Source organism: Streptomyces sp. WAC04114 (genome assembly GCF_019733245.1).
In the GTDB taxonomy this organism is placed as follows: Bacteria; Actinomycetota; Actinomycetes; order Streptomycetales; family Streptomycetaceae; genus Streptomyces; species Streptomyces massasporeus_A.
Genome location: NZ_JAIGQA010000025.1, coordinates 1 through 18,061 on the forward strand (window position 1 = coordinate 1; position 18,061 = coordinate 18,061).

An 18,061-nucleotide genomic window follows, 5' to 3' on the forward strand; every position below is an offset into this window, starting at 1 on the left:
GGTGTGGACGGCGGGGCAGCCGCTCGGCCCCGCCGCGTCGATCCCCCCACTGGAGCTCCCGTGCACCGCACCCGCAAGGCCGCACCCGCAGTCCGCACCGCGCGGCTCGCCTCCTGCGCCCTGCTGGCCACGACCGCCGCCCTGACCGGCTGCGAACGCGGTTCCTCCGACGGCGCGGACGAGACCGCGACGGGCCCGAGCGGCTGCCCCGCCGTCCACACCCGGGCCCGGGAAGCCGTCGCCCGGGCGGAGCGGACCGACATCCCCTGGGGAGGACCCACCGCCGGTCCCGAGGCGGTGTCCGGCAAGACCCTGGTCTTCGTCGCCCAGACGATGACCAACCCCGGTGTCGCGGGCGCCGCCAACGGGGTGCGGGACGCCGCGCGGACCATCGGCTGGAACGTGCGGGTGATCGACGGCGGCGGTACCCCGGCCGGCATCCAGGCGGCCATGAGCGAGGCCGTCGCCCTGCGGCCCTCGGGGATCGTCATCGGCGGGTTCGACCCCGATTCGACGGCTCAACAGGCCGCCCGGGCGGGCGCGCAGGGCATCGAGCTCATCGGCTGGCACGCGGTCCCCGAGCCCGGCCCCAGCCGGCGGCCCGACCTCTTCACCAACGTCACCACCCGCGTCCAGGACGTGGCCCGGATCAGCGCGCAGTGGATCATCTCCGACTCGGGCGGCCGCGCCGGGGTCGTACTCATCACCGACGCCTCGATCCCCTTCGCGCGCAACAAGTCCGACCTGATCCGTCAGGAGCTGGCGAGCTGTCAGGGCGTGCGGCTGCTCTCGGTGGAGAACATCCCGATCCCCGACGCCAGCAGCCGCACCCCCCGGGAGATCTCCTCCCTGCTCTCCCGCTTCCAGGACCGCTGGACCCACTCCGTGGCCATCAATGACCTGTACTTCGCCGACGCCGCCCCCGCCTTCCGCGCCGCCGGCGAGAAGGGCTCCGGGCCGCCCTACAACATCGGGGCCGGCGACGGCGACCCGTCCGCCTTCCAGCGCGTCAACAACGAGCAGTACCAGGCCGCGACCGTGCCCGAGCCGCTGTCCCTGCAGGGCTGGCAGATCGTCGACGAGTTCAACCGCGCCTTCTCCGGCCGGCCCGACAGCGGATATGTGGCCCCCGTGCACATCGCCACGGCCGACAACAGCGAAGGCGCCTCGACCTGGGACCCGTCGGGGTACCGGGAGGCCTACCGGAAGATCTGGGGAAAGTGACGGCCGGTCAGGTCCCGATCTCTTCACGGAACATGCACCGAACGTCGGAATCCCTTTAGGTTTCAAGCGCTACTGTCGCGTCAGTCGAGTGGCCGGCCGCCGAGGGTCGATCCGAGCGGAGCCCGTCCGCGGCGGCCCTCGCTCCCCCCACCAGGCACAGGAGACTCGGTGTGTACGACGGCGACGTAGTGGTGATCGGCGGCGGCTACGCCGGTGTCCGGCTGGCCAGACGGCTCGACGACACGGCCCGGGTCACGCTGGTGGACCGCAAGGAGGTCTTCTTCCACCGCGTCGCCTCCCTGCGCGCCGGAGTGCACCCCGAGTGGACGCACACTCCCTTCATCCCCTACGACCGACTGCTGCGCCACGGCCGGGTCGCCACCGGCAAGGCCGTGCGCGTCGACACCACCGAGCGGCAGGTCGTCCTCGCCACCGGCGAGCGGCTGCCCTACGACGTGGTCGTGATCGCCACCGGCGCCGACTACCCCGAGCCGGCCCGCTTCACCGGCACCACCACCGAGGAAGCGGCCAAGTCGTTCGCCGAGCACCAGCGCGGCATCGCCGCTGCCGAGCATGTCCTGGTCGTCGGCGGCGGCCCCGGCGGCGTCGAACTCAGCGCCGAGATCCGCCTCGCCCGCCCGGACGCCCGGGTCACGCTCGCCCACTCCGGCCCCGCGCTGCTCGACTCCACGGGCAGCGCCCGCCCCGGGCGGAAGGCGCTGGCCTGGCTGGAGGCCCACGACATCGACGTACGGCTCGACTCCTTCATGTCGCCCGGCACCGACTTCGGCACCTACCGCGACGCCCGCGGCACGATCGTCGAGGCCGACCTGTCCTTCTGGGCGACGGGCACCACCCCCAACACGCTCTGGCTGCGCCTGGCCGGGCACGGCGACTGGCTCGACGCCGGGCACGTGAAGGTCGACCGGACGCTCCGGGTCGAGGGCAGGCTGGACGTGTTCGCCGTCGGCGACGTCAACGACGTCAGCGAACTCAAGATCACCCCTGCCGCCCTCGCCCAGGCCGACATCGCCGCCCACAACATCCGCACCTACCTGCGGAGTTCCGGCAAGCACCGCAGGGAACCCCGCTTGTACCGGCCGACTCGACGCACCCCGCTCATCGTGCCGTTCGGCCCCGCCGACGGTCTGACCGTGCTGCCCGCCCCGGGCGGCGAGTCCGCGGTCCTCGGCAGCCGCACCACCACCCTCGCCAAGGCGAAGAGCCTCATGACGCCCTACATGCGCCGTCAACTCGGTTACACGGCGGCCTGATCCGCGACCTGGCCGTCCTCGCCACCCCACCCCCTCGTTACCCGCGAGTTCAGCCTGGGGTAGGGTCCCCACCGTTTCCGGCTACCGGCTGACGGTGGTCCGGTACAGCGCGTGTCGGAGGGTGGCAAGACGATGGAATCCCAGCGGGGTCACGGCGGACCCGTGGACCTGGACGGCACGAGTCTGGAGGATCTCGCTCCCGAACCGCTGCTGACCAGGGACTACGAGACGCGTCCCGCGCTCGTGTACGAGCGGCTGCGGCAGCGGCACGGCCCGGTCGCGCCCGTCGATCTGCTGGGGGTGCCGGCCTGGCTGGTCCTCGGCTACCGCGAGTCGCTCCAGGTGCTCCAGGACGACGACGGCTGGCCCAAGGGCCTGGAGAACTGGCGGGCCCGCTCCGAGGGCAGGGTGCCGGCCGACTGGCCGCTCGGACCCTCCCTGGAGGTCAACCACATCCTGATCCAGGGCGGCGCCGGCTACCGGCCGCTGCGCACCGCCTGGGACGTCGCCCTCAAGCCCTTCCAGGACCCCCGCCACCCCCAGGCCAAGCGCCTGAAGGCCGCCGTCACCGCCTACGCCGACGAACTGATCACCCTGGTCGGCCAGGGCGGCAGGACCGGCGTGGCAGACCTGTCCGCGCAGTTCTCCCGGCCGCTGCCGCTGATGGTGGCCAGCCACCTGCTGGGCTTCCCCGGCTCGCAGGGCGACGACGCGCTGATGGACATGTGGCGCGTGCTCGACGCGGGCCCGGACGCCGAGGCAGCCCTGGAGCGCCTGCTGGCCACGCTGGCCGAACTGGCCGCGCTGAAACTGGAGAAGCCGGGCGACGACTTCCCCTCCTACCTGCTGGCCGCCCACCCGGACCTGCCGCTCGACCACCTCGCCCGCGAGTTGTTCATGCTGCTCGGCATGACCTCCGACCACGTCGGCATCCTCATCTCCAACACCGTCGTGGAGGTCATCTCGGGTGAGGGGAGCGTGCGCGCCAGCCTGTCCGCCGGGATGGTCAGGGAGACCATGAACCGGGTGGTCATGCGCAAGCCGCCCCTGGTCAACTTCGTCCCGCGTTTCGCGGCCCGGGACACCCCGCTCGGCAACCACACCATCCGGGCCGGTGACCCGGTGTGGGTCTCCCCGGGGGCGGCCCACGCCGACCCGCTCTTCGCCGACCACGTGGCGTCGGGCACCGCCATCAGCACCCGGGCCCACCTGTCCTGGGGAGCGGGACCGCGCCAGTGCCCGGCCCGCGAGCTCGCCTCGGTGGTCGCGGCGGCCGGTGTGGGGCGCCTCTTCGAGCGGTTCGACCACCTCGACCTGGCCCTGCCCGCCGACCAACTGCCCTGGCGCTCCTCGCCGTTCATGCGCGGCCTGCGCTCCCTGCCCGTGCACTACGAACTGGCCTCCGCGCCGCCGCCGCGGCCCTGGGCGGAGGAACCCGCGCCGGGGGTGAACGAGGAGGTCCTGCCGGACCCGGCCGCCCGGCAGCGCTCCTCGCTGTGGCGCTATCTGACAGGCCTCATCCGAGGCGGCCGCTGACCCGGGAGAACGAGCCGAACGACCATCCCGCACCGGCGTTCGTCACGGTCGCGGGATGACCCTTTCACGCCGGACGCGTGACAAACGGTGCTGGTGGGCGGCGCGCCCGCTCTGGGATGCTCGTATCAGATCCCGGGACAGGGCGCGAGGGCCCGCGGGGGCCGGGCAGGTACACCTCGATGGACCTGCCCGGCCGTTCTTCTGTCAGGGGGCGGAACGGGGGGCGTGGGGCTCACATCCAGCCCGACTCGGTGGCGATCCTGATCGCGTCGATCCGATTGCGGCCGCCCGTCTTCCGCGTGATCGCCGACAGATGGTTGCGGACCGTCGCCGCGGACAGGCACAGCCGCTCGGCGATCTCCCGGGTGGGCGTACCGTCGGCGGTCAGCCGCAGCACCTCCACCTCGCGCGGGGTCAGCGGATTCGCCCCCGCGTCCAGCGCGGCCAGCGCGAACTCGGGGTCGACGAACCGCTGCCCCCTCACCAGCTTGCGGACGCCGTGGACGAGCCGGTCCGGCGGGGCATTGGTGCTGATGACACCGGCGGCGTGCAGATCGAGCATGCGGCGCAGCCGCTCGGGTGTCGTCGAGGCCATCATCAGCAGCATCCGGCACTCCGGCAGCCGCGCCCGCAGCTCGCCCCGGACGGCGACCTCCTCGCCCTCCCTGGAGTCCACGCCGATCACCGCCACGTCCGGCCGGTACACCAGGGCACGCGCGAGGACGTCACCGTCGCCGTCGGCCTCGGCGACGACCTCGATGTCGTCCTCCCGCGACAGCAGAGCGGCGAACGCTCCCCGCACGAGACGGGTCCGCTCGACGAGAAGAACACGGATCACTGTCCCTCCCACTGCGCCGTACGCGGGCCACTGGGCCGCCTTGATCGGATTATCGCCGCACTTCGCTGATATTTCAGTCCGAGTGGTGGGGTGGGGGGCCCGGGCGTACCGTCGAACGGTGGACACCGCAGGCAGCAGCCCGCAGCCGGCTTCACCACAGGCGACCACCTCCAGGGAATCCGGTGGTGGTGGAAACGCGATGGCGCTGCTGGTCATCGCCTCCTGCCAGTTGATGGTGGTCCTCGACATCACCATCGTGAACATCGCGCTGCCGCACATCCAGAGTTCCCTGGAGTTCTCCACCACGAGCCTGTCCTGGGTGGTGAACGCCTACACCCTCACTTTCGGCGGCCTGCTGCTGCTCGGTGGCCGGGCCGGAGACATCCTGGGCCGCCGGCGCGTCTTCGTCTTCGGCGTGCTGCTCTTCGTGCTCGCCTCCCTGCTCGGCGGATTCGCCCAGAACGCAGGCCAACTCCTCGGCGCCCGCGCACTGCAGGGCGTCGGCGGAGCCATCGCCTCCCCGACCTCCCTCGCCCTGATCAGCACCACCTTCCGCGAGGGACCGGAACGCAACCGCGCCTTCGGAGTCTTCGCCGCGGTCTCCGCCGGAGGCGGCGCGATCGGCCTGCTCGCCGGCGGCATGCTGGTGGAGTGGCTGAACTGGCGGTGGGTGCTGTTCGTCAACGTGCCCATCGGCCTGCTTATCGTGCTCGCCACACCGCGCTACATCAGGGAGTCCGAACGCCACCCCGGGCGCTTCGACATCACCGGCGCACTGACCTCCACCGCGGGCATGGTGCTGCTCGTCTACGGCTTCATCAGAGCCGCGCAGGAAGGCTGGCGTGACCCCCTGACCCTCGCCTCGTTCGCCGGAGCGGTCATCATCCTGGCGGTCTTCATCCTGGTCGAGAGGCGTTCGAAACAGCCCATCACGCCGCTGCACATGTTCGCCGACCGCAACCGCGCGGGCACCTACGGCATCATGCTGTGCCTGGCCGCCGCCATCTTCGGCATGTTCTTCTTCCTCACGCTCTTCGTGCAGAACGTGCTCGGGTTCAGCCCGCTCGCGGCCGGACTGGCCTTCCTGCCGGTCAGCGCGGTCATCGCCATCGGCGCCGGACTGGCCTCGCGGTTCCTGCCCGTCTACGGACCCAAGCCGTTCATGGTGGTCGGCGCGATCCTGGCGGCGGCGGGCCTGGCCTGGCTGACCCTGACCGACGTTCACTCCACGTACGCGGGCAGCGTCCTCGGCCCGATGCTCGTCTTCAGCCTCGGCATGGGCATGGAGTTCGTGTCGCTGACCCTCATGGCGCTGTCCAACGTGCCTACGCCGGAGACCGGCGCGGCCTCGGGGCTCCTCAACGCCACCCAGCAGGTCGGCGGCTCCCTCGGCCTGTCCATCCTGGTCACGATGTACGGCACGGCCAGCACCAACGAGGCGGACAAGCAGATCCCGGACTTCCTCCGGCAGGCGACCCCTGCCGAACGCATCCGGTTCGAACGCACCGGGCAACTACCCAAGCCCTGGTCCGACGAGATCCTCACCGCCGGAGTCTCGGCCGCCTTCATCATGGCGGCGATCTTCACCGCGGTCGCCGCGCTGATCGCCCTGGTCGTCATCCAGGTTCGCCCCTCCGACCTGGAACGCCTCAAGGGGGGAGCGAGCCCCGGCCCGATGTGAGGCCCGCCCGATCCATGAAGGGAAGTCGGGGCGATCCCGCTCTCCGTCGGGCTGTGGCACCCCCGACGGTCACGGCCGTGGCCGGGGGAACGTCTCCAAGGCCTCGGCCAGGCCCGCCGCGTCCGTGCCGACCTTGCGGTACACGGACGACAGCAACTGCCGCACACCCTGCTCGGTGAGGTGCAGTGCCTCGGCGACGACCGCCGCGGCCTGGCCCCGTGCCGTCATCTCGGCGGCCTTGCGCTCCTGCGCGGTGAGCGTGTCCGTCTGCGGGTAGCGCAGGGGCAGCGGCCGCAGCCCGGCCGCCGACAGCTCCCGCCTCGCCCGGGCGGCCAGGCCCTCCGCACCGCAGTGCACGGCTCCTTCCAGGCCCTGGTAGAGCCGGTCGGCGGCGTCGTGCAGCCGCCCGGCGCGGGCCAGCGCGGCGCCGTGACCCACCAGTGCACGGGCCAGTTCGTACGCGGCGGGCGACCGCTGGAGGTGGTCGACGGCCTGCGCGTGCAGATCGAGCCCCGCCTCACCGCCCGTCACCTCCGCCTGCGCATGCATAGCCTGGCCGATCGCCGATGCCGCGCCGAAGTCACGGGCCCGCTTCACGGCGTCCCGCGCATGGCGCACCGCCCGGTCGGGCGCGCTGCGGGACAGAGCCGAGGCCAGCCCCAACTGCCAGGGGCACCACGCCGGGTTGCGCCAGTCCCGGCCCTCCAGCCACTCGCCGACGCGGGACAGCAGGGGAGCGGCGTCGTCGGGCCGGCCCTCCGCCAGGAGCAGCTCGGCGTAGACGGTGCGCGGGTCGGGGAAGATGACGGCGTTCGGGATGATGTCGCCGTAGTGGTACGTGTCGGCGAGCCGGCGTGCCGCCACGACGCGGCCGCGGGCCAGGAGGGTCTGGATCAGGATGCCGATGGCGAACCACTGGGCCGGTACGCCGCCTTCCACTCGGTCGGCGATGCGCAGGCCCTCCCGCACCAGGTTCTCGGCCTCGGCCAGACAGCCGCGGCGGTACCGGATGTACCCGGAGAGCGTCTGGCCCAGCGCCAGATGGGAGCCGCGCCAGCCCTTCGACTCGCACTCGGCCATGCCCTTCGCGAACAGCTCCTCGGCCCGTCGCGGCTGGTCGCAGTACATGAACACCAGCGCGATCGAGACGGGCACCTCGAAGCCCCGGTTCTCATGCGTCCAGCTCAGCCCGCCGCGCAGGGCCTCCTCGGCGTAGGCGAGTGCCTTCTGCCGGGGCTCGCCGCACATCATCGCGTCCCAGGCACGCGATCCCAGGATGTAGCGCTCCTCCAGACCGCGGCCGGACAGCCGGTCGGCAAGCCGGGCCAGCTTTCGCGAACGGCCCGCCGAGTCCGCCTCGTCGGTGCGGAACGCGCTCCACACGAAGTGGTCCCCCTGCATCCGAAGCCGGATCCGGGGATGGGCGGCGGCCCGCTGCGCCTCCTCGGCGGCCACCGTCGCGGCCTCCGCCATCCGGTCGGTGTGGGCCAGCGCCTGGGTCAGCCGGTACACCATCGAGGCACGCAGCTCGGGGTCGATGCCCGGTTCCGCGAGCGCCTCCCTCAGATGCGCCACGGTGGCCGTGGGGTTGATGAGGAAGGTCGCGCAGGCGAGTTCGTGCAGCAGCGCGGCGCGCTCCTCCGGCAGCGGCGGCTCCTGCAGCGCCCGGTTCAGCAGCCGCCGGGCCGCCTCCGGGGCACCCGAATGCAGGGCTTGACGGGCGGCCTCCCGCAGACAGGCCACCGCCTCTGAGCTGCCCTCGCAGGGCACCTCCAGAAGGTGCCGGGCAGCGGCGGCGTGACCGAGCCCGGCCGCCCTGACCGCCACCGCGGCCGAGTTGTGCATGCCCTCCCGCAGGCTCGCCCCGATGGACCGGTAGATCGTGGTGGCGATCAGCGGGTGGACGAACTCAAGACTTCCGCCGGGCCCCTCGCCGTCGGCCAGGATGCGGGCGGTGCGCAGCTCCTCCGTGGCCTCGGCCGCCGCCGTGCTGCCGATCGCCGCGATCCGGGCGGCCAGTTCCGGGGAGATGGCCTGCCCGAGGACCGCCGCAGCGTAGGCGAAGCGGACGGTGGTGGTGCCGAAGCCCTGGAGCCGCTCGATCAGCCCGGGCCCTTTCACCGCTGCCGCGAGGTCGCGCATCGCGGGCAGATCGTCACCGGTGCCCCGGAGCTTGCGCTCGCCGAGCCTGATGGAGAGTTCCACGGCCTCGAACGGGCTGCCTCCGGTGACCTCCCAGCATTCCTCGCAGAACGCGTCCTCGGCCTCCTCGCCGACCTCGTCCCGGATCATCCGTGCCACGGCCGTGGCGCTGAGCGGTTCCAGGGTGAAGGGACGGTTCCCCAGATCGGTGGACGGTGAGCTCAAGGCGGCGGCCTCGAGGGGCAGTTCGGGCCGGAAGGCGACGACGATCAGCATCGACAGGTCCACGGCCCGGGGCGCGAACGAGGCGAGCCAGCTCAGTGACTCGACGTCCGCCCAGTGCAGGTCGTCCAGCAGCAGGACGACGGGCGCCTTCATCACGGCGAGGCGCGTCATCACCCAGTCGAGACCGTCACGGACCCCGGTGGGGTCCGGCACATGGCCGCTCGGCGTCGCGACCAGGCCGAGCGCGGCGGCGACGATGTCGTACCAGCCGCCCAGGAAGGTGCGCAGCTCCTGCTCGTCCATCGCCGCCAGCGCGGGCTGGACGACCTGGCGCACCAGGTGGAAGGCCAGCTCCTGCTCCTTCTCACCGGCCCTGCCCGACAGCACGGTGAATCCCTGCGCCCGGGCGCGGGCCCGGGCCTGATGCAGCAGGGCCGTCTTGCCCATGCCTCCGGGTCCGGTGAAGGCGAGGAGCCCGCCCCGGGGTGCTTGGGGCACGCCGTCGACGGAGCCCCGCAGGCCGGTCAACGCCGAGTCGAGCGCCCGGAGCTCCTTGCGTCGTTCGAGCAACGGCCGGTCCTCGGGCGTGGGTTGCCGCAGCTCATGCGCCATGTGCCGTACCGCTTCCTGTCGTCGGCCATCGGGAGGCAGCGCGAGCGTACGCCTCCCGATGGGCCTCGTTCCGGATTCCGGAACGAGCGCGACGAAGAAGGATGAAATGACCTGCTAAAGCCGCGTGAAGTGCGGATTCCGCGGGTAGCGTAGCTCGAATGGGCACCCGCTCCGCGGCCTGACGAAGCGCCTCCTCACGGCAGCGCCGGAGCCGCCGCGTCCGCGTAGCGCGGCACGGTGCGCGACCAGTAGTAGCAGCCGCGGATCCAGCCGGCCATGCCCTCCACATAGCCGACGCCCGAAGAGCTCAACTCCGGTTCGATCTCCGCGTAGAGCGTCTCGAACTCGCGGATTGTGCGGTTGATCTGCTGGATGGCCAGGGTGACGGCCACCGGCAGGGAGCAGTGGTGGGCCCGTTGGTAGGCGAGGGCCAGGTTGATCATTTCCCCGGACCGCTGCTCCTTGACCGAGGAGAAGAGGTCGGGGATCCACACCGCCGCGTCAGCCGACAGCCGGCTCAGACGCCGCATGTGCGGGTGGTGGAGTTCCCCGGAGGTCAGCTCGCACGGCTGCGCGGCCTCGCACAGCGGGTAGAAGGGCTCGACACCCGCGGTGAGTGACCGTATCGAGGTGCACAGCTCTGACCGCAGCGGCGAGGGATGGGCCTGCGCCACCGCCTCGTAGAGCAGTCCGTGCACATACTCACGGCTCTTCCACGCCCAGCGCGCGGCCTGCGCCGGTGTGCACCGCTCGCGGATCTGCCGGTAGAGGTCGGACAGGGCCGCTCCCAGCGGGGTACTGGGCGGTGCGCCGTCCCGCAGGACCGCGATGCTCTCGCACAGCATCGGCAGCAGCTGGCCGGGCCGGTGCCGGCCGACCTCCTCGGCCCGGTCGTCGAAGACGAACTGGTAAGCGATCTGGTGAGCGACGAGCTGCAGGATGCCGGGGTCCGCGTCCGGGCTGTTGTAGGACGCCAGCTCGGCCGGACGGGTGTGGGAGATCATGGCCGCGACCCCGGGCTCGTCGCTCAGCCCGGTTGCGCGCAGCCAGTCGTCGACCCCCGCCGCGGCCGCCTGCTCCTGAGGATTGCGGCGGAACGGGAAGGGCATGTAGAGGTGGGCGTCGATCAGTTCCACCAGGGTGGCAGCGGGAATCACGTCCTGCGCGACGGCCGCCCTCTCCTCATGTGTGGTGCACACCGTTGTCACCGTCCCTCCGGGTCTTCTCCACCCCGGACGCCGTCGGCGCGGCTCCGGGCGTGAGGGCGGCGGCGTGCGGTGCGGTGCCGTCCGGTGTGTCCGTTCGTGATGCGCAGATCATCGTCAGTGCCCTCGGTCCCAGCGTCGCCCCGGGGCGCGGTGCTGCGACGCGCCCGGCCGGGTGCCGCAGCCGCCAGCGGCCCGCGACGGTCGCCAGGGCCACGGTCATCTCGGCCATGGAGAACAGGTCGCCGATGCACATGCGGATGCCCGCTGCGAACGGGATCAGCGCCCCGTGCGGACCGACGGCGGCTTCGCCCTCCAGCCAGCGCTCGGACAGGAACCGCTCGGGCTCGGGGAACGACGCGGGGTCGTGATGCAGGAGATACGGGCTGTACAGGACCGTGGTCCCCCGCGGCAGCCGGCGTCCGGCCAGCTCCGTCTCCCGGGTCGTGACCCGGGTGAAGAACCAGCCGGGCGGGGAGTGGCGCAGTGTTTCGGTGAGGACGGACCTCGTGTAGACCAGGCGCGGCAGGTCGTCGACGCCGGGTAACCGGCCGGCGAGGACGGTGTCGACCTCTGCGTGCAACCGCCGCTCCACCTCCGGGTGCTGCGCCAAGAGGCTGAAGGTGGAGGCCAGGCACATCGACGGGCTCTCGGAACCGGTGAGCAGGAGGGACACCAACTGGTCGTGGACCTCCCGGTCGGTGACCGGGGCCCCGCCGTCCCCGGCTTCGGCGGCCAGCAGCAGGAGCCCGAGCGGATCGTCGCGGGGGGTGCCCCGGCGGCGTTCGGCGATCGCCGCGTCGATGAGCTCGCGCACCCGCTCCACCGCGCGCCGGTAGCGGCGGTCGGCGGGCGTGGGAAGACGGAACAGCGCGTCCACCGGCACGATCATGCGCACGAACAGGCCGCGCATGATGGCGGCGAGGCAGTTCCGCACCTCGTCGGCCGCCGCCGGGGTGAGCGAGTCGGAGAGCAGGAGCCGGCTGATCAGCCGGGTCGTCAGACCCAGCGTGGCGGCACTGACATCGACCTCCTGCCGGGTGTCGCGGAGCATCCGGTGGACCAGCTCGGGGTGACACCCCATCCACGCCCGCCGCGGGCCCAGGCGTATCTCGATCAGATCGCCCTGCGAGAGCAGAGAATTCAGAAACTGCAGCGGGCGGCGGAACAAGGCGATACCGTGGCCGATGGATGGGAATATGCCGGGAGCAGTACCAGCCGTCCATGCCTGTTCCGATTCAGGAACGCAACTGTTCATCGAAATACCACCTGCTTCAGTCGACCTTTGAAAACGGTGACGTTTCACCGATGTGGCGCTTGCCTCATGTCCTGCCCAGTACAAGCCGGCCGCCGACTTGGTGAACCCTTTCTCCAAGGGGGCGCACGGGTGCACGGGGAAGCACTGGGTGAATCATTACCGATACACACCACGCGAACAGGTGGTCTCCTTCCGTCACTTCGGCGTCTCGAAGCACCTTTACATCTTTTCCGTATACACGGATCGGGCGAGGAATGCCGTCGCGTAGGACCGGGCGGTGCCGTCGTGCGGTCGGCCGTCGGCTCAGAAGGAGCCGTCGGCCTCGACGAGCCGGGCCAGGTTGGCCAGGGCCATGCGCGTGCCCGTCTCGTTGGCGGCGGCGGGCAAGGCGTCGGGGAGAGACCCTCGTGGACCATGAGGACCTCGGTGCCGCCGCCCTCGGCGTCGGTGAGCGTCGTCGTCAGCGTCATGGCGCCCAGCGCCGGGTCGGCCGTCTCGAACGCGAGCACCGGCACTCGCCGGTGCGCGATCGCCTCCGCGCTCACCAGCGCCCGGTGGACGGCGGCACGAGGAGCGTCGACATCGCCGGAGACCCGGGACGTGTACACGGGCCCCCTAGGCCGTGTGGTCCACCCCGTTCGGCAGCGGCGGTTCCGCGTCGAGGCTGCGCAGTTCCTCGTCGGTGAGGAGGCGGGAGCGGAGCAGGAAGCGGACGCCCTCAGGGGCCTCCAGGGAGAAGCCGCTGCCCCGGCCGGGCACCACGTCCACGGTGAGATGGGTGTGCGACCAGTACCTGAACTGGTCCGCGCTCATCCAGAACGGGGTGTCCCCGGCCACGTGCCCCAGCAGGATGTCCGAGGCGCCGACCCGGAACTCGCCGCGCGGATAGCACATGGGGGCGCTGCCGTCGCAGCATCCGCCGGACTGGTGGAACATCACCGGCCCGTGCATCCCGGTCAGCCGGCGCAGCAGTTCCTCGGCGGCGGGGGTCAGTTCGACACGTCCTGTGCGCACGGTCATGAGTTCCTCCTGGCGGTGACGGTGGGGTCGGGAACCGGGGTCCGTTTCGCGAGTCCCCCAGTATCCGCCGCCGTACGGGGGAGGGCCACAAGGCGGGAGCGGTAGACCGGTCCGTTCCCGCCGCGCAGGACCGGTCAGCCGGTCACCCCTGCGGTACGCGGCCACGAACCGCCGCTCGGCGGCCGTAGCCGAACGCCTGGTGGATCCTGCCCGCGAACCTGATCAGGGGCGCTGGTTGAATGCCGGGCATGACCGAGACCGACGTGCAGGGGCCCGACCGCTGGGTCCAGTACTTCGCCCGGCGTGGATACCCGAGCGCCCGGCGGCTCGCCTCCGGCACGGAGGGGACCGTCTACCGGCTCCGGGACGGGACCGTGGCCAAGGTGTGGGCCGGGCGGGCCCCGGAGGACTTCGACCTCACCCGAAGGCTCTACGCCGACATCGCCCGTCATCCCCTGCCCTTCGGCACGCCGAGGATCCTCGACGCCGAGGAGCACGACGGGGTGCTCGTCAGCTATGAACTGGAGCTCGGCGGAAGCCCGTTGCGCTCCGACGGGGACGGCAGGCGGCCCGCCCGTGACCTGCCCCGCCGGGAGACCGACGCCCTGCTCACCGTCCTGCGCGCACTGGCCTCCGTGCCGGGCAGCGAGGTCATGCGGCGCCTGGTGATCCAGGGGGACGACCGGCCGCTGTGGCAGGGCCACTCCCGCTTCCCCGACGCGCTCGCCGCCCTGGTGGAACGAGCCGCCGGCCGCAACCGGGACGCCCTCGCCGCGCACGTGCCGGGACTGGCCGGCGTCGTGTCCCGTACCGCTGCCTCGCTGCGGGCGCTGCCCGACCGGCCCGAGAGTGTCGTCCACGGCGACCTGGTGCCGCCCAACATCCACCTGGACGAGGCCGGACACCCGGTCGCCGTCCTCGACTTCGGGTTCTGCACCACCGCCGGCGACCCCGCCTTCGAGGCCGCCGTCACGGCCGCCGTCTGGGACATGTACGGACCCGACGCCGCCCACCACACCGCCGAGCTGACCCGTCTGTTCGCCCGCGAACTGGGCCATGCCGAAGAGGTCCTGGAGCTCTACCGGAAGGCCTACGCCCTCATCACGTACGACCTCTTCGGCACGGGCCCGCAGGACGGGCACTTCCGCTGGTGCGCCGCCCTGTTGCGGTGACGGCGCACTACAGCAGGTCGCGGGCGACCTTCTCGTTCCAGGTGCGGGAGAAGACCCGCCGGTCGGCCTCGTAGGCGTCGAGGGTCGCGTCGACGAAGAAGTCCGTCTCGTCGCACGTGAGCCGGGTGTGGGTGACCACCCGTACGTCCCAGTCGTCCCGCCGGAACCGCATGGTCCAGGTGGTCTCGCCGCCGACCGAGGTGAAGTCGTCGGCGACCGCCGTGTAGCGCTCGCGGGCCCGGCGGCCGGCCTCCAGGCCGATGTCCTCGAAGCGGACCGTACCCCGGTCCTTCACGATGTCCAGCTCGGAGCGGTAGTCGATCAGATCCCGCTTGACCTCCCATCGCTCCTCCGGAGGCGTCACCTGGGTCATGGCGAGCGGGGGAGTGCCCTCGGGTTCGCCGAAGGGCGACGACGGCACCTCGTCCGGCTCCTCCACCGGCCGCACGGGCAGGGTGAGCGTGCTGGAGTGCTCGTGGACGCTGAGCAGGGCCGGCTTCGGCGCGGGCCAGGCCAGCGGCCAGTAGGACGTCGACAGGGACAGCCGGATGCGGTGGCCCGGCGGGAACGCCTGCGCCACACCGTTGAGCGGGATGGTGGCCCGGTAGCGCCGGCCCGGCTCCAACGGCTCGGGAGACTCGGTGCTGTCACGGCGGGTCAGGTTCAGGATGCCGTACGAGACGCGTGTCGCGGCGCCGTCGGGGCTCACGTCGGACAGCCGCGCCGCCACCAGGGCCACCGGCTCGCTGACCGACAGGTCGAGCTCCACGCTCGGCGAGCCGAGGATCTCCACCGGCTCGGTCAGCGGTTCGCTGTCGAAGACGAGCGAACCGCCGTCCTCCTCCCGCTGGTCGTAGGGCAGGTCCGGGGGCGCGTTGTAGGAGGCCCACTTGCCCGCGAACTGGCCGACGGACAGCGGCGAGCGCACGGTCATGGCCGCGCCGCCCTCGGAGGGCACAGCCGTGGCGTCCTGGGCGGGCCCGATCGTGTGCCGCGTGAGCGGGTGCGTCTCGGGCCGGATGTGCGGGGACGGCCAGTGCGGCTCGCCGACCCAGCGGCCCGGCCGCTCCTCGTAGGAGGTGGAGGGCGGCACGCTGTCCTGCATCCACGCCAGGAGCATCGGCCCGTCCATGACGCCGTTGTCGACGCCCTTGAGCCAGTGGTCCCACCACCGTACGAGTTCCTGGAGGTAGCCGATCGCGGGGCCGGGCTCCCCGAGGTGGGGGAACTTGTGCGACCAGGGCCCGATCAGGCCCTTGCGGGGCACGTCGAGGTTCCCCAGCAGCCGGGTCACGGCATTCGAGTAGCCGTCCGCCCAGCCACTGGAGGCCAGGACCGGGCACTGCACGCTCGTGTAGTCCTCGCACACCGAGGCGTGCCGCCAGTAGTCGTCGCGGCGCTGGTGGCGCAGCCACTCCAGGACCCACGGCTCGGTGTTCTCCAGCCGCTCGTGCCACATCTCTCGCCAGCGCTCGCCCACCACGGACGGGTCGGGCGGACAGGTGCCGTAGGCGAACATGGTGCCCGCCTCGGCCAGGTTGTCCGACAGCAGGGCGCCGCCCATGTAGTGCATGTCGTCGGCGTGCCGGTCGTCGGTGAACGAGGCGATGGCGATGGCCTTCAGGGACGGCGGCCGGCGGGCCGCCACCTGGAGCGCGGCGAACGCGCCCCAGGAGATGCCCATCATGCCCGTGCCGCCGTCGCACCAGGGCTGCTCCGCCAGCCAGGCCAGGACCTCCTCGGCGTCCGCCTGCTCCCGTTCCAGGTACTCGTCGCGCAGCACGCCCTCCGAGTCACCGGTGCCGCGCAGGTCGACGCGGACGCAGGCGTAGCCGTGCCCGGCGAGGTAGGGGTGGTGGATCGAGTCCCGCACGGCCGTCAGATCGCGCTTGCGGTACGGGATGTACTCCAGCACCGCCGGCACCGGCTCCTGGTCCGAGGAGGTGGGGCGCCAGATGTGCGCGGAGAGCCGGACCCCGTCGGACATCGGGATCGTGACGTGCTCCTCCTCCTTCGTCTCGTACGGCAGGTTGGTCACGTAACGCATGGAACCCACGTGCTCCTCACTTCTCGGCTGCGTCGGCCTCGGCCGGGGCCTCCTCGAAGGCCAGGCCCAGGGCGGCCACGCAGTGGTCGAACTTCGCCCGCAACTCCGCCTCGTCGGCCCCGCCGGTGTAGATGTGCGCCAGCTCATAGCTGTAGCTGTCCTGCCCGGGGAGGTCCGAGAGCCGGTCACCTTCCGCGGGAATCACCTCGATGCGCACCCCGGGTGTCTCCCGCTCGATGCGGGCGATCTCCTCGGGACCCGGCACCCGGCGCACCACACCGTCGGTGAACCAGCGGTGGTACCACTTCGCCGCCATCGCGTACGAGCCCTCGCGGTGCGGCATGTGCGGATCCTCGCCCAGGGCGAGACGGACCATGCAGTGGTGGTTGGGCACGCCGTCGACGTACTGGAACAGCTCCGCGTGCGACTGGGAGTGCCGGGGGTTGATCTCCAGCAGGTTGATCTCCCGGGTCCGCGGGTCGTAGAAGAACTCGATACTGAAGGTGGCCGAGTCCATGCCGATCTGCCGCATCACGCGCTCGCTGACGTCGTGCAGTTGCGCGATGACCGGGGGCGGCAGCATCGAGGGGTACTGGTGGCGCAGGAAGCAGGAGGAGTCCGGGTACTGGATGGAGTCCAGGACCCCGTAGACGGTCACCTCGCCCTTGTGGACGTAGCCCTCGACGGCCACCTGGACGCCGGACATGGCCCCCTCCGCGAGGCAGACCCGGCCGCCCACGCCGTTCATCTCGGGCGGCAGGTCGATGCGTTCGAGGATGTGCTCGAAGGGGCGGCCGATGCGGGATATGCCGTCGCGGATCTCGGCGACCGCCGTGCGGAACTCCTCCTCGTCACCGACTCCGAAGGCGAGTTCCGAGGAATACGAGAGGGCCGGCTTGAGCCACATCGGATAGCTGACGTTCTCGGGCGGGCGTGGAGGCTCGGCCGACAGGTCGACCTGGCCGAACGGCGGGTGCCGGTCGGTGGCCTTCTGCTGCTCCAGCCGGCTCCAGTACTTGTGCTCGCACTTGACGACCGACTCCAGGCTGGTGCTGCGGGTGCCGTAGCGTTCGCTCAGGATCGGGACGAGGGTGCTGACCGGGAAATCCCAGTAGCCGACGATCGCGTCGATGCCGCCGTCGAAGGCGTCGAGCACGCCCTGGGCCTTGTCGAGCAGCGCGGGCAGGTCCACTTCGCCGACTTGGAGCTCCTCGATCGTCAGCAGCTGGTGAAAACGCAGCTGGTCGGCTCCCGGTACCTGCTGAAGCGTGGGCAGGTTGGCCTCGTCGAGCCCGATCACGAAGACGTTCTTCACCGTCTCGTCAGACACGGCTCTCCTTTCGACGACGTACGGCCCGAAGGCCGGCTTGCAAGATCGTCGGAGTACCCCTGGCGCCTGCCGGCAGGCCGCTCCGGACACCGCACCACGTTCCGGACGGCAGGGAACATGCCCGCCGCTCCCATGGGAACGCAGGGCGGGTAAGGACGGCGCGCCCGAAGCTTCGGGCCGAGCCGTGGACGAACCGGCCTACGACGCTGAACATCCTGGTCAGCAATGCCGCCTACCCTCGCCCACGGTGCAGCGGGAGTCGGCGTCGGAGGCGAGGCGGACGTACGTCGGGGCGATCTCCTCGGGCCGGGCCGCGCGTTCCGGCGGGGACTCGCCGCCGATGGGGGCGAGGCCGTCCGGCGGCATGTGCGGATCCGCCTCGTTCAGCGGTGTCCAGGTCGGGCCGGGTGCCCCCACGTCGGCACCTGCGCCCCGCCTGGCCAGGTGCACGGCGACGGACTTGTCATCGCTGGTGACCGGCGGCATCGACGACACGC

General features: G+C 71.6%; 13 protein-coding genes. 5 read left to right on the forward strand and 8 right to left on the reverse strand.

The annotated features are described in order from the left end of the window. Positions 1–60 precede the first annotated feature (60 nt). The 3 genes from K4G64_RS10020 to K4G64_RS10030 all read left to right on the forward strand — a co-directional run bounded on the left by K4G64_RS10020 (position 61) and on the right by K4G64_RS10030 (position 4,034). Entirely contained in the window at positions 61–1,224 is a 1,164-nt protein-coding gene (locus K4G64_RS10020; protein WP_221755705.1) for a substrate-binding domain-containing protein, read from the forward strand. 170 nt (positions 1,225–1,394) lie between these two features. Then, on the forward strand, positions 1,395–2,498 hold the full coding sequence (locus tag K4G64_RS10025; RefSeq protein WP_221755670.1) for an FAD-dependent oxidoreductase: 1,104 nt from the start codon (positions 1,395–1,397) through the stop codon (positions 2,496–2,498). 132 nt (positions 2,499–2,630) lie between these two features. Then, positions 2,631–4,034, forward strand: coding sequence for a cytochrome P450 (locus K4G64_RS10030; protein ID WP_221755671.1), 1,404 nt, complete (start codon positions 2,631–2,633; stop codon positions 4,032–4,034). A gap of 232 nt (positions 4,035–4,266) precedes the next feature. Here K4G64_RS10030 and K4G64_RS10035 read toward each other — a convergent pair whose 3' ends face one another. Beyond that, positions 4,267–4,872, reverse strand: coding sequence for a response regulator transcription factor (locus K4G64_RS10035; RefSeq protein ID WP_308122308.1), 606 nt, complete (start codon positions 4,870–4,872; stop codon positions 4,267–4,269). A 199-nt stretch (positions 4,873–5,071) separates the two neighbouring features. On the opposite strand from K4G64_RS10035, the gene K4G64_RS10040 reads away from it, so the two are divergent. After that, positions 5,072–6,553, forward strand: a complete 1,482-nt coding sequence (locus K4G64_RS10040; RefSeq protein ID WP_221755707.1) for an MFS transporter — start codon at positions 5,072–5,074, stop codon at positions 6,551–6,553. Between the two features lie 69 nt (positions 6,554–6,622). Here K4G64_RS10040 and K4G64_RS10045 read toward each other — a convergent pair whose 3' ends face one another. The 4 genes from K4G64_RS10045 to K4G64_RS10060 form a co-directional block, all read right to left on the reverse strand. Further along, positions 6,623–9,532 carry an AAA family ATPase gene (locus K4G64_RS10045; RefSeq protein ID WP_221755672.1) on the reverse strand — a complete coding sequence of 970 codons (2,910 nt, stop codon included), beginning with the start codon at positions 9,530–9,532 and terminating at the stop codon, positions 6,623–6,625. Positions 9,533–9,726: 194 nt separating this feature from the next. Next, positions 9,727–10,731, reverse strand: coding sequence for a (-)-alpha-amorphene synthase (locus tag K4G64_RS10050; protein WP_308122309.1), 1,005 nt, complete (start codon positions 10,729–10,731; stop codon positions 9,727–9,729). Continuing rightward, positions 10,715–11,908, reverse strand: coding sequence for a cytochrome P450 (locus K4G64_RS10055; protein WP_260460262.1), 1,194 nt, complete (start codon positions 11,906–11,908; stop codon positions 10,715–10,717). The genes K4G64_RS10050 and K4G64_RS10055 overlap by 17 nt, the downstream gene beginning before the upstream one ends. Positions 11,909–12,610: 702 nt before the next feature. Beyond that, the gene (locus K4G64_RS10060) at positions 12,611–13,015 is read right to left on the reverse strand and encodes a DUF779 domain-containing protein (protein ID WP_221755673.1); all 405 of its coding nucleotides are present in this window, start codon (positions 13,013–13,015) and stop codon (positions 12,611–12,613) included. Between the two features lie 248 nt (positions 13,016–13,263). Here K4G64_RS10060 and K4G64_RS10065 point away from each other — a divergent pair, with 248 nt between their 5' ends. Continuing rightward, complete coding sequence (locus K4G64_RS10065) at positions 13,264–14,187, forward strand: phosphotransferase family protein (protein WP_221755674.1); 924 nt, start codon at positions 13,264–13,266, stop codon at positions 14,185–14,187. A 7-nt stretch (positions 14,188–14,194) separates the two neighbouring features. On the opposite strand, the gene K4G64_RS10070 is transcribed toward K4G64_RS10065, so the two are convergent. From K4G64_RS10070 to K4G64_RS10080, 3 genes are all read right to left on the reverse strand, one after another. After that, positions 14,195–16,234, reverse strand: a complete 2,040-nt coding sequence (locus tag K4G64_RS10070; protein WP_221755675.1) for a CocE/NonD family hydrolase — start codon at positions 16,232–16,234, stop codon at positions 14,195–14,197. A gap of 16 nt (positions 16,235–16,250) precedes the next feature. After that, complete coding sequence (locus K4G64_RS10075) at positions 16,251–17,564, reverse strand: ATP-grasp domain-containing protein (RefSeq protein ID WP_221755676.1); 1,314 nt, start codon at positions 17,562–17,564, stop codon at positions 16,251–16,253. Positions 17,565–17,783: 219 nt separating this feature from the next. After that, positions 17,784–18,050: an SDR family oxidoreductase gene (locus tag K4G64_RS10080; RefSeq protein ID WP_221755677.1), complete on the reverse strand. Its 267-nt coding sequence runs from the start codon at positions 18,048–18,050 to the stop codon at positions 17,784–17,786. Positions 18,051–18,061: the final 11 nt, after the last annotated feature.